Origin of the sequence: Gordonia phthalatica (genome assembly GCF_001305675.1) — a bacterium.
Taxonomy (GTDB): Bacteria; Actinomycetota; Actinomycetes; order Mycobacteriales; family Mycobacteriaceae; genus Gordonia; species Gordonia phthalatica.
Genome location: NZ_CP011853.1, coordinates 606793 through 629368 on the forward strand (window position 1 = coordinate 606793; position 22576 = coordinate 629368).

19 protein-coding genes are annotated in these 22576 nt (G+C 69.9%); 13 read left to right on the top strand and 6 right to left on the bottom strand.

Annotated elements, in window-relative coordinates; genetic code table 11:
* Positions 1–17: 17 nt before the first annotated feature.
* From ACH46_RS02825 to ACH46_RS02835, 3 genes are read left to right on the top strand one after another with little or no spacing between them, the layout of a single operon-like run.
* A complete protein-coding gene (locus ACH46_RS02825; RefSeq protein ID WP_062391589.1) occupies positions 18–725 on the top strand; it encodes a response regulator transcription factor in 708 nt (235 codons plus the stop codon).
* Positions 722–2293, top strand: a complete 1572-nt coding sequence (locus ACH46_RS02830; RefSeq protein ID WP_082399346.1) for a sensor histidine kinase — start codon at positions 722–724, stop codon at positions 2291–2293. The genes ACH46_RS02825 and ACH46_RS02830 overlap by 4 nt, the downstream gene beginning before the upstream one ends.
* A gap of 9 nt (positions 2294–2302) precedes the next feature.
* Positions 2303–2734 carry an HIT family protein gene (locus ACH46_RS02835; RefSeq protein ID WP_062391590.1) on the top strand — a complete coding sequence of 144 codons (432 nt, stop codon included), beginning with the start codon at positions 2303–2305 and terminating at the stop codon, positions 2732–2734.
* 240 nt (positions 2735–2974) lie between these two features.
* On the opposite strand, the gene ACH46_RS02840 is transcribed toward ACH46_RS02835, so the two are convergent.
* A complete protein-coding gene (locus ACH46_RS02840; RefSeq protein WP_062394895.1) occupies positions 2975–5074 on the bottom strand; it encodes a RecQ family ATP-dependent DNA helicase in 2100 nt (699 codons plus the stop codon).
* Positions 5075–5270: 196 nt separating this feature from the next.
* On the opposite strand from ACH46_RS02840, the gene ACH46_RS02845 reads away from it, so the two are divergent.
* The 5 genes from ACH46_RS02845 to ACH46_RS02865 all read left to right on the top strand — a co-directional run bounded on the left by ACH46_RS02845 (position 5271) and on the right by ACH46_RS02865 (position 12083).
* Positions 5271–6563, top strand: a complete 1293-nt coding sequence (locus ACH46_RS02845; protein ID WP_082399348.1) for a bifunctional glycosyltransferase family 2/GtrA family protein — start codon at positions 5271–5273, stop codon at positions 6561–6563.
* Positions 6560–8653: an ArnT family glycosyltransferase gene (locus ACH46_RS02850; RefSeq protein ID WP_062391591.1), complete on the top strand. Its 2094-nt coding sequence runs from the start codon at positions 6560–6562 to the stop codon at positions 8651–8653. The genes ACH46_RS02845 and ACH46_RS02850 overlap by 4 nt, the downstream gene beginning before the upstream one ends.
* Positions 8654–8723: 70 nt before the next feature.
* The gene (locus ACH46_RS02855; protein WP_226995741.1) at positions 8724–9941 is read left to right on the top strand and encodes a low temperature requirement protein A; all 1218 of its coding nucleotides are present in this window, start codon (positions 8724–8726) and stop codon (positions 9939–9941) included.
* Positions 9942–10016: 75 nt separating this feature from the next.
* Complete coding sequence (gene purD / locus ACH46_RS02860; RefSeq protein WP_062391593.1) at positions 10017–11270, top strand: phosphoribosylamine--glycine ligase; 1254 nt, start codon at positions 10017–10019, stop codon at positions 11268–11270.
* Positions 11271–11390: 120 nt separating this feature from the next.
* Positions 11391–12083, top strand: a complete 693-nt coding sequence (locus ACH46_RS02865) for an LppP/LprE family lipoprotein (protein ID WP_062391594.1) — start codon at positions 11391–11393, stop codon at positions 12081–12083.
* Positions 12084–12087: 4 nt separating this feature from the next.
* On the opposite strand, the gene ACH46_RS02870 is transcribed toward ACH46_RS02865, so the two are convergent.
* The 4 genes from ACH46_RS02870 to ACH46_RS02880 form a co-directional block, all read right to left on the bottom strand.
* A complete protein-coding gene (locus ACH46_RS02870) occupies positions 12088–13047 on the bottom strand; it encodes an alpha/beta hydrolase-fold protein (RefSeq protein WP_062391595.1) in 960 nt (319 codons plus the stop codon).
* 70 nt (positions 13048–13117) lie between these two features.
* Positions 13118–13255, bottom strand: a complete 138-nt coding sequence (locus ACH46_RS21445) for a hypothetical protein (protein ID WP_193392936.1) — start codon at positions 13253–13255, stop codon at positions 13118–13120.
* Between the two features lie 53 nt (positions 13256–13308).
* Positions 13309–13704, bottom strand: a complete 396-nt coding sequence (locus tag ACH46_RS02875; RefSeq protein WP_062391596.1) for a DUF302 domain-containing protein — start codon at positions 13702–13704, stop codon at positions 13309–13311.
* A 29-nt stretch (positions 13705–13733) separates the two neighbouring features.
* Positions 13734–14006 (bottom strand): metal-sensitive transcriptional regulator, encoded by a 273-nt coding sequence (locus ACH46_RS02880; protein ID WP_062391597.1) that lies wholly within the window; start codon positions 14004–14006, stop codon positions 13734–13736.
* A gap of 101 nt (positions 14007–14107) precedes the next feature.
* On the opposite strand from ACH46_RS02880, the gene purB reads away from it, so the two are divergent.
* From purB to ACH46_RS02905, 5 genes are all read left to right on the top strand, one after another.
* The gene (gene purB / locus ACH46_RS02885) at positions 14108–15535 is read left to right on the top strand and encodes an adenylosuccinate lyase (RefSeq protein ID WP_062391598.1); all 1428 of its coding nucleotides are present in this window, start codon (positions 14108–14110) and stop codon (positions 15533–15535) included.
* Positions 15536–15545: 10 nt separating this feature from the next.
* Complete coding sequence (locus ACH46_RS02890; protein WP_062391599.1) at positions 15546–16433, top strand: phosphoribosylaminoimidazolesuccinocarboxamide synthase; 888 nt, start codon at positions 15546–15548, stop codon at positions 16431–16433.
* Positions 16418–18565 (top strand): S9 family peptidase, encoded by a 2148-nt coding sequence (locus ACH46_RS02895; RefSeq protein ID WP_120298686.1) that lies wholly within the window; start codon positions 16418–16420, stop codon positions 18563–18565. The genes ACH46_RS02890 and ACH46_RS02895 overlap by 16 nt, the downstream gene beginning before the upstream one ends.
* A gap of 190 nt (positions 18566–18755) precedes the next feature.
* On the top strand, positions 18756–19298 hold the full coding sequence (locus ACH46_RS02900; RefSeq protein WP_236995112.1) for a crotonase/enoyl-CoA hydratase family protein: 543 nt from the start codon (positions 18756–18758) through the stop codon (positions 19296–19298).
* Positions 19299–19387: 89 nt separating this feature from the next.
* A complete protein-coding gene (locus ACH46_RS02905) occupies positions 19388–19966 on the top strand; it encodes a TetR/AcrR family transcriptional regulator (protein WP_226995843.1) in 579 nt (192 codons plus the stop codon).
* 103 nt (positions 19967–20069) lie between these two features.
* On the opposite strand, the gene ACH46_RS02910 is transcribed toward ACH46_RS02905, so the two are convergent.
* Positions 20070–22541: a polynucleotide kinase-phosphatase gene (locus ACH46_RS02910; protein ID WP_062394900.1), complete on the bottom strand. Its 2472-nt coding sequence runs from the start codon at positions 22539–22541 to the stop codon at positions 20070–20072.
* Positions 22542–22576: the final 35 nt, after the last annotated feature.

Genomic DNA, 22576 nt, shown 5'->3' on the forward strand with positions numbered 1-22576 from the left:
TGCGGCACGCTGGTGCCATGGCAACTGCTGACAAACCCGCCAAGGTGCTCGTGGTCGACGATGAGGAGAACATTCGGGAGCTCCTGTCGGTGTCCCTGAAGTTCCAGGGGTACGAGGTCCAGGCGGCGGCAGACGGCCCGCGCGCGCTCGACGCGGTCCGGACGTTCAAACCCGATGTGCTGATCCTGGACGTGATGATGCCGGGCATGGACGGCTTCGGACTGCTGCGGCGGCTCCGCGCCGACGGCATCGTCGCGCCCGCCCTGTTCCTGTCGGCGCGCGACAGCGTGGAGGACAAGGTCAACGGGCTCACCATCGGTGGCGACGACTACGTCACCAAACCCTTCAGCCTGGAAGAGGTGATCGCACGGCTCGCGGTCCTGCTGCGTCGCAGCGGTTTCGGGGAGGGTGAGGAGCAGTCGTCGCGGATCGTGTTCTCCGACCTGGAGCTCGACGAGGAGACGCACGAGGTCTTCAAGAACGGCGAACTGGTGTCGCTGTCACCGACCGAGTTCACGCTGCTGCGGTACTTCATGGTCAATGCCGGGACGGTGCTGTCGAAGCCGCGGATCCTCGATCACGTGTGGAGCTACGACTTCGGCGGCGACGTCAACGTGGTCGAGTCGTACGTCTCCTACCTGCGGCGCAAGATCGACACCGGCCCCAAGCGCCTGATCCACACGCTGCGCGGCGTCGGGTATGTGATGCGAGAGCCTCGCGGATGACCGCGCCCGTCCGCCCCCCGATGCCGCCACCGCCGGATCCGGTCGTGGCCGAGCAGCATCCGCCGAAGCCGCACCGCGGGGTGCCGCTCCGGGTGTCGCTGGTGGTGCTCACCGCGGTGCTGGTGGCCCTGGGCCTGGTGGCCTCCGGGTTCGCCGTCACCTCGGCGATGCGCGGTGACCTGATGTCGCGCACCGACGCCGGCCTGCAGGACGCGATCAACGGGTGGGCCCGCCCCCGCGACCTCGGACCCGCGCACGGTCCCGCGCCGGCCGGCCCGCGTCGCCCGCCGTCGCAGTACTACGTCTCCATCGAACTGCCCGGGGGCGTGATGACGATCAGCGACTTCGGCTCCAGCCCCGACCTCAGCGGGCTGCCCGACGGCAGCACCGGCCCGATGACCGTGGACTCCGTCGGCCACGGCCCGCAGTGGCGGATCATCAAACGCGACTCCGACTTCGGCGCCACGGTGGTGGCGGTCCCGCTGTCGGACGTCGACGCGACGATGAGCCGCCTGATCTGGTTGCAGGTCGGGATCGGGACCGTGGTCGTGGTGGTGATCGGCGTCCTCAGTTCGCTGCTGGTGCGGTCGAGCCTGCGACCACTGCGCCGCGTCGAGGAGACCGCGCACGCGATCGCCGGCGGCGACCTGCACCAGCGCGTCCCCGAGGCGCCCGAGAACACCGAGGTCGGGAGCCTGGGCCGCTCCATCAACCGGATGCTGAGTCAGATCCAGACCTCGTTCGCGGCGACCGCCCGCTCGGAGCAGCAGGCTCGGGAGTCCGAGGCGATGATGCGCCGCTTCATCGCCGACGCCTCGCACGAACTGCGGACCCCGCTCACCTCCATCAAGGGGTTCTCCGAACTCCTCGCGATGGGGGCGGCGGACCAGGACGACGCCGTCCGTCGGATCGGCTCGGAGGCCGACCGGATGGGGCTGCTCGTGGAAGATCTGCTGATGCTGGCCCGACTCGACGCGCAACGCCGTCTCGACCTCGGGGCGGTGGAGATGGTGACCCTCGTCGACGACGCGGTGGCCGCGGCCCGTGCGGCGTCGCCCGATGCCGACATCGTGCTGGACGTCCCGGCGACCACCGGCGATCCGGTGGTCAGCGCCGACCCGTCACGATTGATGCAGGTGCTCCGCAACCTGGTCGGCAACGCCGTCGCGCACGCCGGTCGCGACGCGCACATCCGCGTGAGCGTCGCGTCCGGCCCGTCGGAGGTGACGGTCAGTGTGGCCGACGACGGTCCCGGCATGACGGCGGACGACGCCGCCCACGTCTTCGAACGCTTCTATCGCGGCGACGACTCCCGCTCGCGCGAGGGGAAGGGAGCGGGCAACGGACTCGGCCTGTCGATCGTCGCCGCCCTGGTGGCTGCGCACGGCGGCCGGGTGGGCGTCGACACCGCCCCCGGGCAGGGAGCGCGATTCTGGTTCGTCCTGCCCCGCATCGACACCGCCGGACTCGGGCGCATCGACACCGCCGGACTCGGGCGCATGAGCACCGCCGGACTCGGGCGCATGAGCACCGCGGGAGTGGAGCCGGAGGGCCCCGACGCCACGTAATGTCGGGGCATGCCTTCGGTCTTCACACACATCATCAACGGCGATCTGCCGGGACGTTTCGTCTGGAAGGACGGCACGGCCGTGGCCTTCATGACCATCGAGCCGGTGACACCGGGGCACGTGCTGGTGGTGCCGCGCAAGGAGATCGACCACTGGGAGCAGATCGACACCCCGACGTTCACGCACGTCAGCGGGGTTGCGCAGAAGATCGGCCGCGCCGTCAAGGCGGCCTACGACGCGCCGCGCATGGGGCTGCTGATCGCCGGACTGGAGGTCCCGCACCTGCACCTGCACGTGTTCCCCGCGCACTCGCTGGAGTCGTTCGACCTCACGAAGGCCGACCACGACGCGTCCCCGGAATCCCTCGACGAGGCCGCCGAGAAGATCCGCGCGAGCCTCCGCGCACTGGGCTACGGCGAGAACGTTCCCGACACGGCCTAGTGTCCCGCACCGGAAATTCGCTTGCAGTTTCTGCGGCCCGGTGAACGCCTGGCTGCGTTGTCGTCAGTCGACATAGCTACCGCTATGCCTCCCTCCTCCGCCTTGCCAGCCGTTCACCGGATCCACAGAAACATGAAAGCAATTTCCGGCGCAGGACACTAGTGTCCCGCACCGATCACCGAGAAGTCAGGTGCGTGCGTGAACTCCGACCCGGTGTCTCCGGGGTGATCTCTCGAACGTTCAGGCGGTTCGGTGGATCACCAGGGGCAACACCGCCGACGCGCCGGCATCGCGGAGCGCAGCCGCCGCGAGCGTCACCGGCCAGCCGGTTCCGGTCTCGTCGACCACCAGCAGCACCGCACCCGACACCTGCGGCATCGAGTCCAGGTGATCACGCCAGTACGCGGCCTCGGTGGCGCCGGTGGCCTCCCGTCCGGGGCGTTGACCGGGCAGGACGGTGAGGGCGTCGCCGGTGCGACGGCCCACCTGGCGCAGCCGCTGAGCGAGCGTCGCGGCGAGCGACCCTCCGGTCAGGTCCAGCGAGAAGATCACGTCCGGCCGGATCCCCGATGCGCGGCCCCATTGGGCGACCACGGTGACCGCTGCATCGGCCAGGCGGTCGACGGCGTCGGGGGCGCCCGCCTTCGCCGCCCCGAGCACGTCGCGCCACTGCGGTGCGTCGGCGAACGCCAGCACCCGGCCGACCTCCGCCATCGCTGTCGGTGCGATGCGACCGCGGGTCCCGAAGGCGCCGCCCGGCCACATCTTGCGGGGCTCCAGGATGACGGCGTCGCGCCGCAGGACGCCGCCGACCGTCGCGATGACCTCCGCGTCGGGCGCTTCGGCGAGGCCCGGCGTGATCTCGCCGCGGCACACCGAGCACCGACCGCAGTCCTCGGATCGGGGATCGTCGAGCGACTCGGTGAGCAGGCGCATCAGGCACTTCTCGCCGCGGATGAACGACCGCATGATGTCGGCCTCGCGACGGCGGACCGCCAGGACGCCCGCGTAGTGCTCGGCGTCGTAGTGCCACGGTGCGCCGGTGATCAACCAGCCCTCGCTGACCCGCTCCACCGCGCCGTCGACGGCGAGTTGCTTGCACATCAGCTCGATGCGGCCGCGCCGGATGCCGGTGGCCGACTCCAGGCCGGGGACGGTCATCGGGCCGTCGGCGTTCGCGAGCGCGTCGAGGAGCGTGGCCATCCGGTCCGGGTCGGGGATGGTCGCGGTGGCGAAGTGCTCCCAGATCGCATCGTCGAGCGTGGATGCGAGGAGCATGACGACGGCCTCGTCCAGAGCGCGGCCGGCACGACCCACCTGCTGGTAGTACGAGACCGGCGACGGAGGGGCGCCAACGTGGACGACGAAGCCGAGGTCCGGCTTGTCGAAGCCCATGCCGAGGGCGGAGGTCGCCACCAGTGCCTTGACCTCGCCGGCGAGGAGTTGATCCTCGAGACGGTGGCGGTCGTCGGCGGGCAGACCTCCGGTGTACGCGGCGACCGGGAGGCTGTCGCCGTGGACGGCGCGGATGGCCTTGACCAGGCGGTCGGCGTCGGCGACGGTGAGGACGTAGACGATGCCCGAACCGGGGAGCATCGGCAGCTCCTGCGCCACCCACGCGTACCGCTGCAGTGGATCGAGGCCGTCGATCACGTTCAGATGCAACGACTTCCGGGCGAGCGGACCGCGCAGCACCAGGGTCGCGTCGCCGAGTTGGGCTGCGACGTCGGCGGTCACCCGCGCGTTGGCGGTGGCGGTGGTCGCGAGGACCGACGTCTGCGGGTTCAGCGTCTGCAGGACGTCCGACACCCGTCGGTAGTCGGGACGGAAGTCGTGGCCCCAGTCGGAGATCGCGTGCGCCTCGTCGATCACCACCAGGCCGAGCCTCCCGGCCAGCGAATCGAGGACCCGACGCCCGAAGCCGGGGTTCGCGAGTCGCTCGGGGGAGACGAGCAAGACGTCGAGCGCGCCGTCGAGCAGGTCGCGTTCCACCTGCGCCCACTCGTCGATGTTCGCCGAGTTGACGGTGGCGGCGCGCAGCCCGCCGCGCGTCGCGGCCGAGACCTGGTCGCGCATCAGCGACAGCAGTGGCGACACGATCAGCGTGGGGCCGCCGCCCGCCGCGCGGATCACCGCGGTCGCCGCCCAGTACACGGCGGACTTGCCCCAGCCGGTGGCCTGCACGACCAGCACCCGCGCTCCCGGCGAGGCGAGGGCCGCGACCGCCGTCTCCTGATCGGCGCGGAGCCGGGCCTCGGGGCCGGCGAGCGACGTGATGACACCGTCGGCGACGGTGCGCTGCTGGGGGTCGAGCGTCCGAGTGGGTTGCTGCGTGCTCATGTCGCCCAATGTATCGGCGCGCTGCGACACGGCCGAATGCGTCATCCACAGATCTGCGAACGCCCTGGGCGTCGAGGTTCGCTCAGGGTTGAAGCGTGTGCGTTCTTGGACGCTCAGAGCGTTTCCTGCTCGACTCACAGAGACCTGGCAGGACGGACCCAGGGAGGCGGCAGTGAATCGCACGATTCTTTGACCCATGACAGAACTCTTGAGCCGGGCCGACGAGTGCCCGGACCCGGACCCCGCCGTCGTCACGCCTCCGGCACGGCCGGTCCTGGACGTGGTGATGCCCGTCTACAACGAGGAGGACGACCTCGAGGCGTCGGTGCGACGACTCCATCGGCACCTCGTCGACACCGTGCCGTACCCAGCGCGCATCACCGTCGCCGACAACGCGAGCACCGACGCAACCCTCGCGATCGCACAGCGGCTCGCCGCGGAGCTGCCCGGCGTCCGAGCCGTCCACCTGGACCTGAAAGGGCGCGGTCGCGCACTCAACGAGGTGTGGCGCGACGACGACGCCGAGGTGGTCGCCTATTGCGATGTGGGCCTGTCCACCGATCTCAATGCGCTGATGCCGCTGATCGCACCGCTGATCTCGGGACACTCCGACATCGCGATCGGCACCAGGCTGTCGCACTCCTCGCGTGTGGTGCGCGGAGCCAAGCGCGAGTTCATCTCGCGGTCGTACAACCTGATCCTGCGGACCGCGATGCGAGCCCGCTTCTCCGACGCGCAGTGCGGCTTCAAAGCGATGCGCACCGACGTCGCGCGCACCCTGCTCCCGTACGTCGAGGACACCGGATGGTTCTTCGACACCGAACTCCTGGTCCTCGCCGAACGCGTCGGCCTGCGCATCGCCGAGGTGCCCGTCGACTGGATCGACGACCCCGACAGCTCCGTCGACATCGTCTCCACCGCCGTCGCCGACCTCCGCGGCTGCGTGCGCGTGGCGTGGGCGCTCGCGACCGGTCGCATCCCGGTCGGCGAACTGCGCCGCACCCTCGGCCGCGACCGGCTCCCGGGTCCGGCCATCGACGGCGTCCCCTACGGCATGGTGGGGCAGCTGGTCCGGTTCTGCGCGGTCGGCGTCGCATCGACCCTCGCCTTCGCCCTGCTGTTCCTGCTGTTGCGGCCGCTCGGCGCGCAGGCCGCGAACTTCCTCGCGCTCGCGATCACGGCGGTGCTCAACACCGCGGCCGACCGGCGGTTCACCTTCGGTGTCCGCGGCGCGGAAGGCCGCGCCCGCCACCACCTGTTCGGGTGGGGCGTGTTCCTGTTCGGGTGGGCGGTGACCGCGGGGTCGCTGTTCGCGCTGCACCGCTGGCAGCCCGACGCGAGCCACGCCGTCGAGTTGGCGGTCCTCGTCGTCTCGAATCTCATCGCCACCGCGACCCGCTTCGTCGGCTTGCGCTGGGTGTTCCGGCGTCGGGTCGACGTGCCCGTCCCCGCTGCCTCGTCCACCACCACCGAACGGAGCGTCGCATGACCACCGTCCTCGATCGGCCGCAGCCGGCCGACGCCGCACCCGCGGAACCGCCACGACCGTCCCGCACCGGCCTGTACCGGAAGTTGTCGCTGGCCGGGCTCCTGATCGTTACCGCAGTCCTCTACCTGTGGAACCTGTCGATCAACGGGTGGGCCAACTCCTTCTACACGGCCGCCATCCAGGCCGGCTCGCAGTCGTGGAAGGCGTGGTTCTTCGGCTCGTCGGACATGGCGAACTCGATCACCGTCGACAAGCCGCCCGCCTCTCTGTGGATTCCGGGCCTGTCGGTGCGGGTATTCGGCCTCAACTCGTGGTCGGTGCTCGTCCCCGAGGTGTTGATGGGCGTCGCCTCGGTGGCGCTGCTGTTCCTGATCGTGCGGCGCTATGTCGGTCACTGGGCGGGCGTCGGTGCGGGCGCAGTCCTCGCGTTGACGCCGGTCGCGGCGATGATGTTCCGCTTCGACAACCCGGAAGCCCTCCTCATCGTGCTGATGATCGCCGCCGTCGGCGCCGTGCTGCGGGCGATGGAGCCCGGCACCGGTGACAAGCCGGCGCATCCGCTCCGCTGGATGATCGCCGCGGGCGTCGCAGTCGGCTTCGGCTTCCTCACCAAGCAACTCGAAGTGATGCTGATCGTGCCCGCGATGGCCCTGACCTACCTGGCGTTCGGTCCGCGGACGTGGCTGCGTCGCCTCGGGCACCTGTTCGCCTCGCTGGGCGCGCTGATCGTCAGCGCCGGCTGGTGGGTCCTGGCCGTGGAACTGTGGCCCGCGTCTAGCCGCCCGTACATCGGCGGCTCACAGAACAACTCGATCCTGGAACTGACCTTCGGATACAACGGCCTCGGCAGGCTCGACGGGAACGAGCGCGGCAGCGTCGGAGGCGGCGGCGCCCGGATGCACGAGATGAGCGGTGCGGCGGCTGAGATGTTCGGCGGCGGTGCTCCCGGCGGCGGCGGAATGTGGGGCTCCACAGGCCCGCTGCGGATGTTCGAGGCTGCGCAGGGCGGTCAGATCGCCTGGCTGATCCCGTCCGCGGTGATCCTCGGCGTCGCCGCGCTGATCCTGATCGGCAAGGCCCTGCGCACCGATCTGCGACGCGCCCTCCTGGTGGCCTTCGGACTGTGGGCGGCGACGATGATCGGCGTCTTCAGCTTCATGGCGGGCATCTTCCACAGCTATTACACCGCGGCGATCGCGCCCGCCCTGGCAGCCGTCATCGGCGGTGCGGCCGTGATCTGCTGGCGCGAACGCGATCGACTGTGGGTGCGCCTGGTCCTGGTCGCGGCGACGTGGGCGGTCGCGATCTGGGGATACGTCCTGTTGAACCGGTCGCCGGAGTTCGTGCCGTGGCTGCGGTACGTCGTCCTGGTGGTCGGTCTCGTCGGCGGCGCAGTGATGCTGTTCGCGCAGCGATGGTCGGTGGCCGTGATCGCCGCGACCGCGGCGATCCTCGCGGGCCTGGCCGGTCCGCTCGCCTACACCGTCGACACCGTCACGACTGCCAAGCAAGGCTCCATCATCAGTGCCGGACCGCGCGTCGCCGGCGAGTTCGGTCCCGGCGGGATGGGACGTCACCGCGGCGGTTTCGCACCTCCGGGGGCGACCGGTCAGAACGGGCGCAACGGGTTCCCCGGCTTCCCGGGTGGCACCCCTCCGGGCATGCCCGGGCAGAACGGTCAGAAGGGGTCGCCCACAGGCGGACTGCTCAACGGCTCCACCCCGTCCGACGAGATGGTCGCGCTCCTCCGCACGGACGCCGACCGATACACGTGGGTGGCCGCGGCGGTCGGCTCCAACGAGGCCTCCGGCTACCAGATCGCCAGCGGCTACTCGGTGATGCCGATCGGCGGCTTCAACGGCACCGACCCGGCGCCGACACTGGCCGCCTTCAAGGAGATGGTGGCGCAGCACCAGGTCCACTACTTCATCGGCGGCGGACGCGGAGACCGCGGTGGCGAGGGCTTCGGCGGCATGGCGCAGATGGGCGGCAGCAAGTCGTCGTCGGAGATCCGGTCCTGGGTGGAGGCGAACTTCACCTCGACCACCGTCGACGGCGTCACCCTGTACGACCTGACGGCTCCCCGGTAGCCGTCCCGCGAGAACGACGGCCCCGTGCGTGCCCACGCGCGGGGCCGTTCGGGCGCTTATCCTCATGCGCGTGAGCATTTCCACCAGCATCCGACGCATGACGGGCCGTGACCCGCGTGAGGACGGTCGCGGTGCCAGCGACCTCGAGGTCTTCTACGACCTCGTCTTCGTCGTCGCCTTCTCGATCGCGGGCACGCAGCTCGCCGAGTACCTCGCCCAGGGGCACTATCGGGCGGCGATCATCGGCTACGCGATCGCCACGTTCGCCTCCACCTGGGCGTGGATCAACTTCGCGTGGTTCGCCTCCGCCTTCGACACCGACGACTGGATCTACCGCCTCCTGACCCTGGTCCAGATGGTCGGCGTCGCGATCATCGCGATCGGGTTGCCGCCGGTGTTCGCGTCCATCGACGCAGGCGAGCACGTCAACCTCACGGTGGTGGTCATCGGCTACATCGTGATGCGGGTGGCGATGATCGTGCACTGGCTGCGCGCCGCTGTTCAGGCGCCCGAGTACCGCGCGACGTGCCTGGTGTACGCGGGGATGACGGCGATCGCCCAGGTCGGCTGGGTGGTCGTGATGCTGGTTCCGCTTCTGCTGGTGCCGACGTTGATCGGTATCGGCGTCTGCATGGTGCTGGAACTGTCGGGACCGGCGATCGCCGAGACCCTCGTCAAGCGCACGCCGTGGCACCCGGAGCACATCGTAGAACGCTATGCGACGCTGGTCGTCATCACCCTCGGCGAGGGCGTCGTCGGCACCGTCGCCGTCCTGCAGACGCTGATCGCGAAGACCGGCTGGAGCGTCGAGACGGGTGTCCTGGGACTGTCGGCGATGGGCGTCACCTTCGCGATGTGGTGGCTCTACTTCCGGCTCGAGGTCGGGCGGCCGCTGGCTCAGCAGCCGGAGAAGTCCTTCTCCTTCGGCTACGCCAGCATGCCGATCGTCATCGGCTGCGCCGCGTCGGGCGCCGGGTTGCACCTGGTGGCCATGTGGATCGACGGTCAGACCAGCATCCCGGAGACCGCGTTGTACGCGGCCGTGGCCGTTCCGATCGCAGTCTTCTGTCTCGGCACCCTCGCCATGTACTTCCACCTCGCCGGGATCAACGTGCTGGCCGTCCCGCTGGTCATCGCGATCGTGCTCCCGCTGATCGTGGGCGGCGTCCTCGCTGCTCTCGGCGTCACCCTGCTGGTCCCGATCATCGTGGTCTGCCTGACCCCGGTCCTGCCGGTGCTGGTGGTGGAGTTCGCCGCCCGCAGCAGCGTCGCCAAGCTCCGGCGCTGAGTGGGGCGCAGATCCTCGGACGAACTCGGCCGCCCGTGACGTGCGGGTCGGGTCGCACCCACTACGCTGAACGACGTGCGCGTACTCGTGATCGGCTCGGGCGGCCGCGAACATGCCCTCCTCCTCGGACTCAAGCGTGACCCGTCGGTGAGGGAGCTGCATGCGGCTCCCGGCAACGCGGGCACCGCGTCGGTCGCCACCAACCACGCGGTCGACGTCGCGTCGACCGACGCCGTGGTCGCCCTCGCGAGAGAGATCGCCGCCGACCTGGTGGTGGTCGGTCCCGAGGTCCCGCTGGTCCTCGGCGTGGCCGACGCCCTCCGCGCCGCCGGGATCGACGTCTTCGGACCCAGCGCGCAGGCCGCGCAGATCGAGGGCTCCAAGGCCTTCGCCAAGGACGTCATGGCCGCCGCCGGCGTACGGACCGCGCGCGCGGAGATCGTCGACAACCCCGCCGAGCTCGACGCCGCCCTCGACCGCTTCGGGCCCACCTGGGTGGTCAAGGACGACGGCCTGGCCGCGGGCAAGGGCGTCGTCGTGACCCCGGACCGCGTCGCCGCCCGCGCACACGCCGCGGACTGCCTGGAGAACGGACACCCGGTCCTCCTCGAGAGCTTCCTGTCGGGTCCCGAGGTGTCCCTGTTCTGCCTGGTCGACGGCGACACCGTGGTCCCGCTGCTGCCCGCCCAGGACCACAAGCGCGTCGGCGACGGCGATCTCGGTCCCAACACCGGCGGCATGGGCGCCTACACGCCGCTCCCGTGGCTGCCGGACGCGATGGTCGCCCGCATCGTCGACGAGGTCTGCAAGCCCGTCGCGGCCGAACTCGTCAAGCGCGGCACCCCGTTCAACGGACTCCTGTACGCGGGCCTCGCCGTCGACGAGGAGGGCCCCGCCGTCGTCGAGTTCAACTGCCGATTCGGCGACCCCGAGACGCAGGCCGTCCTGGACCTCCTCGAATCGCCGCTCGGTGAGGCGCTCGCCGCCACCGCCCGCGGCACCCTCGCCGACCTGCCGCCCCTGCGCTGGCACGACGGCGCCGCCGTCGTCGTGGTCCTCGCCGCCGAGAACTACCCGGGGCGCCCGCGCACCGGAGACGTCATCTCCGGCGCGAGCGCGGAGGGCGTCCTGCACGCGGGGACCGCGATCAACGACAAGGGCGACGTGGTGTCGTCGGGCGGTCGCGTCCTGTCGATCGTCGGCCGCGGCGCCGACCTCGCCGCCGCCCGCGCCCAGGCGTACGAGCGGCTGGCCGGCGTGAAGCTCACCGGCTCGCACTTCCGCACCGACATCGGCAAGGCCGCCGAAGAAGGTCGCATCTCGCTGTAACCCGTTTCTCCCGTGACCGGGCCGTCGTTCCGTTGAATGACGGCCCCGTCACGTGTCTGATCCTCCGAACGACCTAACCGACAGGGGAAGCGCACACCTCACCGGACACACGGAGGCGACATGAGGATCAACACCGCGACACGCGCGATGGCTGCTGCGGCGACGCTCGGCGTGGCACTCACCGCCTGCTCGGGCGCGGGCGACGACATCACGGCGCAGCAGTCGAGCCGGCAGCAATCGGGGGCACCCGCCCACACCTCGACGACCGACACCGACGCCGGACCCGGGCAGACGGAGGCCACGCAGCCGACCGAGCAGGCGCCGCAGCAGCCGGGCGCGTCGACCACCGACGCCCCGCCGACCACCACTCCGGCCGCGGAGACGAACGCCCGCCCCGGCAGCGGTCACGGGTACTGCTTCGACCTGAACTCGGCGCTGGCGCGGGATGCGATCGCGACGCTCGGCACCGACATGCAGGGCGGCGCGTGGCAGCCGCAGGGGGCCAGCGAGCATCCGCTGTCCGAGGGATGCGGACTCGACTGGCTGCTCGTCAACGGCAGCGGCGTCCAGGACGCCACCTACACCTCGCGGGTGCTGCTGTTCGCGGGCGGCAAATATCTCGGGACCGTGGAGCCGCACGAGTTCTCGTACACCTCGATCGCCGGCGGCACCCTCAACTCGGTGACCGTCCGCTACCGTTGGCTGCGCAAGGACGACCCCTTCTGCTGCCCGCAGGGCGGGCCGACGGAGGTGACGGTGACGCTGTCCGGCGGGCGACTCTCGCGGACGGGACAGTTCCCGCCGGAGACGTGACGTCTCAGCGCGCCAGGTTCCGGCCCAGGAACTCGATCTGTTCGGGCAGCACGGACCGCCAGAACCGGTTGGTGTGGCCGCCCGGCGTCGTGGAGAACGCGGCGGGCGGATGCAGGTCGGCGGCCCACTGGCGGGTGTAGGTGTAGAACTGGTCGGCCATGCCGATCGACAGCAGCACCGGGATCTTGCTGAACGCGTGCTGCTGACCGAACAGTGAATTGGCCTGGTAGTCCAGGTACGAGTCGAATGCGCGCGGCGGGAAGTTGTTCGGGTCGCCCCACAGTGCGGGGGAGCTCGCGGCGATGGCCGCCACGCGCGGTGCGCCGATCAGCGCGCCCATGCGGAGGGCGCCGTAGCCGCCCATCGACCAGCCGTACAGGCCGATCCGATCGGTGCGCAGGTTCAGCTCGGGACTGCTTTCGAGCATCGGGATGAACTCGTCGAGGATCATCGCCGCACCGTCCGTGCCGTCGGTGCGGGCATGGAAGTAGTTGCGGGCCACGTCGACGCTCGCGACGGCGAACGGCGGGTTGCCTGCGTCGACGTACTGCTGCACCACGCCTTGGATGTTGAGGGCCTTGCCGAAGATGCTGCGCTCGTTGGTGTTCAACGCGTGCGCGACGATCACGACCGGGAGCTCGCCGGTCACCCCGTTGGGGCGGGACACCGCCCAACGGGTGTCCCGGCCGGCCATGCGCTGCGAGATGAAGCTTCCGGTGAGGACCGGGGGATCGTTCGGGATCTCCGGGGGAGCGGTCTCGACCGGGAGCTGGTCGTCGCCGCCGATGTCCGCCGCGTCCCGCGGATCGAGGTCCTCCGACGCGGTGCACGCGGCGATCCCGCCGAGTGCGGCCAGGCCGACCGCGCCGCCCAGGAGGGACCGGCGCGACAGCAGACGCCGCGACGTCGCCGACGAATCGGCAGAGGTCGCGGCGAGAGTCGGAAGTCGATTCCAGGAAGCCATACCGGGGTCAGAGTCTACCCGGTCGGCGAAGGGGGCCGCGTCGCGTGCGGAGGCGACGGCCGTCGGAGCGTCAGGCCGGGGCGAGGCGCGGATCGGGGCAGCTGCAGCGCTGCTCGGCGGGCACCGGGGCGAGCACCTCGTCGACGTGCTCGCCGCACCCGTCCCAGGTGATCTTGCCGCAGGTGGGGCAGGTCACGGGAAAGCACATGGGGACTCCTTCGGTCGGTGGATCCGGGCGGATCGTGGTGGTCGGTGGCGGTCTCAGTTCAGGGACTCGACGGCGGCGGTGAGCTTCGCGGTGGCGTCGTCGGCCACGCCCGCGAGATCGGGGTTGTCGACGACGGTCACCATCAGCTGCGGGTTCATCGCCTCGACGATGCTGCGGCCGGGGTTCTCGGTGTCCGTGCGGACGACGACGTTACAGGGCAGCAGCAGCCCGATCTGGCGTTCCGCGGTCACCGCGCGGTGCGCGAGCGGGGGATTGCAGGCGCCGAGGATGACGTAGTCCTCGATCTCGGCGCCGATCTTGGTCTTCAAGGTGGCGGCCATGTCGATCTCGGTGAGGATGCCGAAACCCTGGGCGGCGAGTGCGTCGCGGGTGCGGGCGACGGCTTCGGCGAGCGGGGCGTCGACGGTGGTGCTGATGGCGAGGTCCATTGTCTTCTCCTTCTGCAGGGATGGGGAGGTCAGGCGAGAGTCAGGAAGAGCTTCTCCAGCGTCTCGAGGTCCGGGCCCGCACCGGACTCGGGCTCGTCGGAGAGGCATTCGCGCAGGTTGGTGGCGATGATCTTGAAGCCCGCGCGATCGAGCGCGCGCGAGACTGCAGCCAACTGCGTGACGATGTCCTTGCAGTCGCGGCCGTCCTCGATCATCGCGATGACGCCGCCGAGCTGGCCCTGCGCGCGACGCAGGCGGTTGAGAACGGCGGTGGTGGCTTCGTCGGCCGCGGTGGACTGCATGGGATCTCCCTTGTGAGTTGCTCACTGTCGACTATACCCCTAGGGGTATCTACCGTCGTGTTGTTTCAGTCACCCCGTCGCGGGCACTACACTGCACAGTCGTGGGTAAACCTGCCATCAGCAATGTCCTGGCCAGTCGCTATGCTTCCGCGGATCTCGCGGAGATCTGGTCGCCGCAGCACAAGATCGTTCTGGAGCGCCAGCTCTGGATCGCCGTCATGAAGGCGCAGCGAGATCTCGGTATCGAGGTCCCCGCCGAGGCGATCGCCGATTACGAGCGGGTGGTCGGCGACGTCGACCTCGGCTCGATCGCCGACCGCGAGCGCGTCACGCGCCACGACGTCAAGGCGCGGATCGAGGAGTTCAACGCACTCGCCGGTCACGAGCAGATCCACAAGGGCATGACCAGCCGCGACCTCACCGAGAACGTGGAGCAGCTGCAGGTACTCCTCTCGCTGCAGCACGTCCGCAACCACGGCGTCGCCGTGCTCGCGCGCATCACCGAGCGCGCCGCGCAGTACGCGTCGGTGGTCATGGCCGGCCGCAGCCACAACGTCGCCGCGCAGGCCACCACCCTGGGCAAGCGCTTCGCATCGGCCGCCGACGAGCTGATGATCGCGCTCACCCGCGTCGACGAGCTGATCGCCCGCTACCCGCTGCGCGGCATCAAGGGCCCGATGGGCACCAGCCAGGACATGCTCGACCTGCTCGACGGCGACGCCGACAAGCTCGCGCAGCTCGAAGACAAGGTGGCCGCCCACCTCGGCTTCGCGCACGCCTTCACCTCCGTCGGCCAGGTGTACCCGCGATCGCTGGACTACGACGTCGTCTCCGCGCTGGTCCAGGTGGCCGCCGGACCGTCGTCGCTGGCCACCACCATCCGCCTGATGGCGGGCAACGAGCTGGTCACCGAGGGCTTCCAGCCCGGCCAGGTGGGCAGCTCGGCCATGCCGCACAAGATGAACACCCGCAGCTGCGAGCGCGTCAACGGCCTCACCGTGATCCTGCGCGGCTACGCGTCGATGACCGGCGAGCTCGCGGGCAACCAGTGGAACGAGGGCGACGTCTTCTGCTCCGTGGTGCGCCGCGTCGCGCTGCCCGACGCCTTCTTCGCGATCGACGGCCTGATGGAGACCTTCCTGACGGTCCTCGCCGAGTTCGGTGCGTACCCCGAGGTGATCGCCAACGAGCTCGACCGCTACCTTCCGTTCCTCGCCACCACCAAGGTGCTCATGGCGTCGGTCCGCGCCGGCGTCGGTCGCGAGACCGCGCACGAGGCCATCAAGGAGAACGCCGTCGCCGTCGCCCTGGCGATGCGCGAGGAGGGTCGCGAACCCGATCTCCTGGACCGCCTGGCCGCCGACGAGCGCATCCCGCTCGACCGCGCGCAGCTCGACGAGCTGATCGCAGACAAGTCCGCCTTCGTCGGCGCCGCCGAAGCGCAGGTCGCCACGGTCGTCGCACAGGCCGCCGAGTGGATCGAGAAGTATCCCGACGCCGCCGCGTACGCCCCCGCACCGATCCTCTAGGAGCACAGCAATGCGACCTGATCTGTCCAGCTACCGGCACATCGCCTCCGGCAAGGTCCGCGACATCTACGAGGTCGATGACGCCACCCTCCTGCTGGTGACGTCCGACCGCATCTCGGCGTACGACTTCATCCTCGACACCCCGATCCGCGACAAGGGCCGCATCCTCACGGCGGCCAGCTTCTTCTGGTTCGACCACCTCGGCGTCCCCAACCACCTCGACGGCGGACCCGACGACGAGCGCATCCCGGCCGGTCTGGTCGGTCGCTCGATGGTCGTCAAGAAGCTGCCGATGGTGCAGGTGGAGTGCGTGGCCCGCGGCTACCTGACCGGCTCCGGCCTCATCGACTACAACGCCACCGGCTCGGTGTGCGGCGTGGAACTGCCCGCCGGTCTCGGCGAGGCCGACAAGCTGCCCGAGCCGATCTTCACCCCGGCGACGAAGGCCGCCGTCGGTGATCATGACGAGAACGTCAGCTTCGATCACGTTGCGGCGGAGGTCGGCGTGGAGTTGGCGACCGCCCTGCGCGATGCCACCCTCGACATCTACGGGCGCGGCTCCGACCTCGCCGCCGAGCGCGGGATCATCCTGGCCGACACCAAGTTCGAGTTCGGGCAGGCCGCAGACGGCTCGCTGATCCTCGCCGACGAGGTCCTCACGCCAGACTCGTCGCGCTACTGGGACGCCGCCACCTACCGGCCCGGCGAGGTGCAGCCGAGTTTTGACAAGCAGATCGTCCGCAACTGGCTCACCGGCCCCGACTCCGGCTGGGATCGTAAGTCCGAGCAGCAGCCGCCGGCCCTGCCCGCCGAGATCGTCGAGCAGACCCGCGCCCGCTATATCGAGGCCTACGAGCGGATCTCGCAGCTGAAGTTCGACGACTGGCCCGACGCGTGACGGCCGCCGAGTCTCCGGTGACCCCACCGGTCGCCAAGAAGGTCCCGGCCCCGCGCGAGCACCACGGCGACGTCTTCGTCGACCAGTACGAGTGGCTGCGCGACAAGGACGATCCCGAGGTCACCGCCTACCTGGAGGGACAGAACGCCTTCGTCGAGGAGCAGACCGCGCACCTGGCGTCGCTCCGCAGCGACATCTTCGGCGAGATCAAGTCGCGCGTCCAAGAGACCGACATGAGCGTCCCGACCCGCAGCGGTCGGTTCTGGTACTTCACCCGCACCACCGAGGGCCTGGCCTACGGCGTGCGGTCGCGCAGTCCGATCCGCTCGGACGACGACTGGACGCCGCCCGAGGTGACGCCCGGCGTCGACCTCCCCGGCGAACAGGTCTTCTTCGACGCCAACGCCGAGGCCGAAGGACACGACTTCTTCAGCCTCGGTGCACTGTCGGTGAGCCACGACGGCGACTGGCTGGCGTACAGCGTCGACGTCAAGGGCGATGAGCGGTACACGCTGCGCATCAAGAACCTGGTGACCGGCGAACTGCTGCCCGACACGATCGAGAACATCTCGGCCGGCGCCACCTGGTCGCTCGACGCGAAGTACGTCTTCTATCAGACGGTCGACGACGCCTGGCGACCCGACAGCGTCTGGCGGCACGAGGTGGGCTCGGCCGAACCAGACGTGCAGGTCTTCCACGAGCCCGACGAGCGCTACTGGGTCGGGATCGGCACCACGCAGAGTGATGAGTACCTGGTCATCGGCGTCGGATCGAAGATCACGTCGGAGGCCTACGTCCTGCGGGCCGACGACCCGACCGGCGAGTTCGTCAGCGTCGCCGGCCGCACCGACGGCGTGGAGTACTCCGTGGAGCACGCGCGCATCGCAGATCAGGACTGGTTCGTCCTCGTCCACAACGACCGCGGTGCCGTCGACTTCGCCGTCGACCTGGTTCCCGTCGACGACTTCGGCGCTCGCCGCGAGCTGATCCCGCATCAGCCGGGACGACGGCTGGAGGACGTCGACTGCTTCCGCGACTACCTGGTGCTGTCGTACCGGGAGGCCGCCCTGCCTCGGTTGGCGATCGCCGATCTGCGGAGCATCGACGGCCTGCCGACCGCCGACGACTTCGTCGAGGTGACCTTCGACCAGGAACTCCGTTCCGCGGGCCTCGGTGCCAACGCCGAGTGGGAGACCCCGAAGCTGCGCATCGGCTACGGCAGTTACGTGGACCCCTCCGAGATCCTCGATCTGGACGTCGCGACCGGCGAACGGACCCTGCTGCGCAGGCAGCCGGTTCTCGGCGGGTACGACCCCTCCGACTACACGGCCGTCCGCGAGTGGGCGACCGCGGCCGACGGCACGCGGATCCCGGTGTCGCTGGTGTTCCGTCGGGATCTGGACCTCACGACGCCGTCGCCGATGTTGCTGTACGGGTACGGCTCGTACGAGACCTGCCTGGATCCGGGGTTCTCGGTGGCCAGACTGTCGATGCTCGACCGCGGCATGGTGATGGCCTTCGCGCACATCCGCGGCGGCGGCGAGATGGGTCGACTCTGGTACGAGAACGGCAAGACGCTCACCAAGAAGAACACCTTCACCGACTTCGTCGACGTGGCGCGGCATCTCATCGACACCGGCTGGACGTCTCCGGAGCATCTGGTCGCCGAGGGCGGCAGTGCCGGCGGCCTGCTGATGGGCGCCGTGGTGAACCTGGCGCCCGAGCTGTTCAACGGTGTCCTCGCCGCGGTCCCGTTCGTGGACGCGCTGAACTCGATTCTTGACCCGTCGCTGCCGCTGACGGTGATCGAGTGGGACGAGTGGGGCGATCCGCTGCATGATCCCGAGGTCTACGCCTACATGAAGTCGTACACGCCCTACGAGAACGTGGGGGCGAAGGCGTACCCGTCGATCCTCGCCGAGAACTCGCTGCACGACACCCGCGTGCTCTTCGTCGAGGCGGCGAAATGGGTCGCGCGACTGCAGGAGTGCACCACCTCCGACAACCCGATCCTGCTGAAGACCGAGATGTCCGCCGGCCACGGCGGTGTCTCCGGCCGCTACAAGCAGTGGGAGGAGACGGCCTTCGAGCTGTCGTGGATCCTGGAGAAGGCGGGCGCGCTGACGGAATAGTGTCGTCGTACCGGGCGCCAGGCCCGATTGAACGACAAGATTCTGCGCGAGCTCGCGCGGAGACGGAAGGAACGCCCCGAAGGCCTCGGCCTGCGGGGCGTTTCTGCTGTATCTCGAGCCCGGGCGATTCATTGACAGTCCATACGGACTGTGAAAATGTGATGGGCACCATTCGTCGACCATCGCCAAGGTGCACGGCTACGCGGTCGCCGGCGGCAGCGACATCGCGCTCTCGTGCGACCTCGTCGTCATGGCCGACGACGCGAAGATCGGCTACATGCCCGCCCGTATCTGGGGTTGCCCGACCACCGCGATGTGGGTGTATCGGCTCGGCGCCGAGAAGGCCAAGCGGATGCTCCTGACCGGCGACACCATCGACGGCGTTCAGGCCAAGGACTGGGGCCTCGTGATCGATGCGGTCCCCGAGGCGGAACTCGACGCCGCGGTCGACCATCTGGTGCAGCGGATGTCCGGCGTCCCGACCAACCAGCTCGTCATGCAGAAGATGATGATCAACCAGGCGTACGACAACATGGGACTGCAGAGCACGCAGAGCATGGCGGTCCTCTTCGACGGCATCACCCGGCACTCGCCCGAGGGGCGCTGGTTCGTCGACTTCGCGCAGAAGTACGGCTTCGGTGCGGCGGTGGAGTGGCGTGACACCGGACGCTTCATGCCTGACGGCGGCGGCGACCTGCCGACCGAGGACGAGATCGACGCGATGCGCCGCTAACTCGATGCGCGAGACGCGGCGAGGGACTGAGTCGACGACCTCGCTGACGACGTCGTTCCGGCTCGCCTAGGCTCACTGTCGTGGCCGGGATGTCGAGGAAGCAGCAGCGTGAGCGGACCCATCAGGTGCTGCTCGACGCGACGATGCGGTGCCTCGTCGAGTTCGGGCACTCCGGCACCACCACCCAGCGGATCCAGGAGGAGGCGGGCGTCTCGCGCGGCGCCCTCCTCCACCATTTCGGATCGAAGACCGAACTCCTGGTCGCGGCCATCCACCACATCGCCGACGTGCGGATGGCGGACGTCGACGGCATGATCGCCGGACTCGGTGACGGTCCGGATGCGCTGCGCGACATGGTGACCGCGCTGCGCGAGGCGATGACCGGCCCGCCGTTCCAAGCGGCTCTGGAGCTGTGGACGGCGTCCCGCACGGACCCGCAGCTGCGCGAGGCACTGCTCCCCGCGGAACGCCGCCTCGGAGAGAAGATCCGCACCGTCTTCAACGAGCACTCCGGGATCTCCGACCCGAAGGACTCGGTCCTCGCCTTCGAATCCCTCATGGCATTGATCCGCGGATTCGAGATCACTCGCAACATGCGCCCGGACCAACGCGTCGCCGACCTGGTGATCGACGACTGGCTGGCGCGGACGACGGCGCTGCGCGACTGAGGGAGCGGGGCTCGACCGGGAGAGCGACGTCGTGTCTGCTGGTCGAATACGGGAGGAGCGGAGCGACGACCACATCGAGACCGCCGCGGGCTGGGCTTGTCCGCTACAGCCGCGGATCCACCGGCTCGGACTCCATCGCCAGCACCGCGAACACCGACTGGTGGATCTCCCAGAGCGGCCGACGGTCGACGAACCCGGCGAGGGCGTCGAGGCCGAGGCCGTGCTCACGGATCGCCATGCTGCGCTTGCGCTTCAGACTGCGCGATCGCAGTCGGTCGAGCGAATCCGTGTAGTCCGGGCCGTAGATGATCCGCAGGTACTCGCGGCCGCGGACCTTCAAGCCCGGCTGCAAGCGCGGAGACGACAGGTCGGCGGGCTTCACCACCATGCCCTCGCCGCCCGCCGCGGTCAGCTCCGACCACCAGTCGGCGGCCGCTGCGCGATCGCTCTCCGACGACAGGTCGACCACGCGGTGCTCGGTCCGGACGATCAGCGGATCGTCGAGCCGTGCCAGCTGCTCCAGGTGCCAGGGGTGCGGCTGCTGCGTCGCGAGCAGCCGACCCTCGGTCGCGAGGATGTGGAACGGCGCCACGCGGATCGGCGCGTCCGGAGCCTCGCAGTAAGCGGCGTACGCGTCGCGGAAGGCGCGCGCGTGCTCGTCGCGTCGCTGCGTGCGCTCGGCGAGGTCGGAGACGTCGAGACCGCGCGCCGCGGCGGCGGCGAGGAGTTCCCGAGCCGCGGGCAGTGCGGTGCGGGCGGCCGCACCGACCGACGCGTACTGCGACCGGATCAGCGGCAGCGCCTTCGCCGACCACGGTAGGAGCTCGCAGTCCAGGACCAGCCAGTCGCTGTCGAGCGAGTCCATCAGCGGCACGACCGCGCGGCGGAGGCCGTCGACCAGCTCCGTCTGATCGCTGAAGAACGACCGCCCCGTCCGCGTGTAGACGATGCCGGCGGAACCGTCGTCGACGCCGAAGCGGGTTCGCGCGACGTCGGCGTCGCGGCACAGGACCGCGATCGCTCGCGAGCCCATGTGCTTGCGCTCGCACACCACCCGCTCCACGCCCCACGCCGCGTAGTCGTCGAAGGCCTGCTCGGGGTGCTCCAGGAAGCGGTCCCGCGACGACGTGGACGTCGGCGACATGGTCGGCGGCAGGTACACCAACCAGCGCGGATCCACCGCGAACCGGCTCATCACCTCCATCGCCGCGGCCGCGTTCTCCTCCGGGATCTTCACCCGTCCCGCGTGCGGACTGTCGATCCAGCGGGTGCCGGTCACGTCGTCCCAGCGCAGGACTGCGGACTCGCGGACCGGCTGCGGCGGCTCGACCGGCCGCGTCGGCGCGTACCACTCGCGCTCCGCCGGAACGGCGACGAAGTCGCGCTCGGGATACCGGAGCGCGGTCAGCGAACCTCCGAAGACCGCACCGGTGTCGATGCAGACGGTGTTGTTGATCCACTCCGGAACGGTCACCGGCGTGTGGCCGTAGACGACGGTCGCCGACCCCCGGTAGTCGTCGGCCCACGGGTAGCGGTCCGGGAAGCCGAACTCGTCGGTCTCCCCGGAGGTGTCGCCGTAGAGCGCGAACGCGCGAACCCGCTTCGACGCGCGACCGTGGTAGGCCTCCTTCAAACCGGCGTGCGCCACCACCAGGCGGCCCTCGTCGAGGACGTAGTGGCTGAGCAGCCCGTCGAGGAAGTCCCGTGCCGCGGCCCGGAACTCGTTGGTCTCGCCGTCGAGCTGCGCGAGCGATTCGGCGAGACCGTGCGAGACGGTCACCGGCTTGCCGCGCAGGGCACGACCCAGCTTGTCGTCGTGGTTGCCCGCGACGCAGAGTGCGGTGCCTGCGGCGACCATGCCCATCACCAGCCGCAGGACGCCCGGGGTGTCGGGGCCGCGGTCGACGAGGTCGCCGACGAACACCGCGGTGCGGCCCTCGGGGTGCGAGGCGCCGACCACGCGATCGTCGTCGTACTCGAGAACCCAACCGAGTTTCGCCAGCAGCGTGCCGAGTTCGCTCGCGCAGCCGTGGACGTCGCCGATCACGTCGAACGGTCCGGTCAGGTCCGCGCGGTCGGTCCACGCGCGTTCGCGGCGGATCGACGCGGCGTCGACGGCGTCCGCGCCGCGCAGGTGGTGGACTTTGCGGAAGCCCTCGCGTCGCAGCTTGCCGAGCGACCGCTTCAGGTCGGCGTACTGGCGATGCACCACGCCCGACGAGACGCTGCGGTCGGTGCGGACGCCGTTGCGCGACGACGCGACCGACTCGGGGACGTCGAGGACGATCGCGTCGACGAGGACGTCGTGATCGCGGGCGAGGCGGAGCAGCGACGCCCGCGCCTTCGGCTGCACGTTCGTCGCGTCGACGACGGTCAGCAGGCCGCGCCGCAGGCGGATCCCGACCAGGTGGTGGAGCAGATCGAAGGCGTCCGGGGTGGCGGCGAGATCGTTCTCGTCGTCGGACACCAGACCGCGGCAGACGTCGCTGGAGACCACCTCCGTTGGGAGGAAGTGGCGGGCGGCGAAGGTCGACTTGCCGCTGCCGGACGTGCCGATCAGCAGGATCAGGCCCATTGCGGGCACGCCGAGCTCGGCCGGGCGGACGGATC

Bases quoted from the DNA above. Each gene is read 5' to 3' on its own strand.
- ACH46_RS02850 (WP_062391591.1), top strand. From the start codon at position 6,560: ATGACCACCGTCCTCGATCGGCCGCAGCCGGCCGACGCCGCACCCGCG.
- ACH46_RS02890 (WP_062391599.1), top strand. From the start codon at position 15,546: ATGCGACCTGATCTGTCCAGCTACCGGCACATCGCCTCCGGCAAGGTC.
- ACH46_RS02845 (WP_082399348.1), top strand. From the start codon at position 5,271: ATGACAGAACTCTTGAGCCGGGCCGACGAGTGCCCGGACCCGGACCCC.
- ACH46_RS02825 (WP_062391589.1), top strand. From the start codon at position 18: ATGGCAACTGCTGACAAACCCGCCAAGGTGCTCGTGGTCGACGATGAG.
- ACH46_RS02905 (WP_226995843.1), top strand. From the start codon at position 19,388: ATGTCGAGGAAGCAGCAGCGTGAGCGGACCCATCAGGTGCTGCTCGAC.
- ACH46_RS02875 (WP_062391596.1), bottom strand. From the start codon at position 13,704: ATGGACCTCGCCATCAGCACCACCGTCGACGCCCCGCTCGCCGAAGCC.
- ACH46_RS21445 (WP_193392936.1), bottom strand. From the start codon at position 13,255: ATGTGCTTTCCCGTGACCTGCCCCACCTGCGGCAAGATCACCTGGGAC.
- ACH46_RS02865 (WP_062391594.1), top strand. From the start codon at position 11,391: ATGAGGATCAACACCGCGACACGCGCGATGGCTGCTGCGGCGACGCTC.
- ACH46_RS02880 (WP_062391597.1), bottom strand. From the start codon at position 14,006: ATGCAGTCCACCGCGGCCGACGAAGCCACCACCGCCGTTCTCAACCGC.
- ACH46_RS02830 (WP_082399346.1), top strand. From the start codon at position 722: ATGACCGCGCCCGTCCGCCCCCCGATGCCGCCACCGCCGGATCCGGTC.
- ACH46_RS02870 (WP_062391595.1), bottom strand. From the start codon at position 13,047: ATGGCTTCCTGGAATCGACTTCCGACTCTCGCCGCGACCTCTGCCGAT.
- ACH46_RS02835 (WP_062391590.1), top strand. From the start codon at position 2,303: ATGCCTTCGGTCTTCACACACATCATCAACGGCGATCTGCCGGGACGT.
- ACH46_RS02910 (WP_062394900.1), bottom strand. From the start codon at position 22,541: ATGGGCCTGATCCTGCTGATCGGCACGTCCGGCAGCGGCAAGTCGACC.
- ACH46_RS02840 (WP_062394895.1), bottom strand. From the start codon at position 5,074: ATGAGCACGCAGCAACCCACTCGGACGCTCGACCCCCAGCAGCGCACC.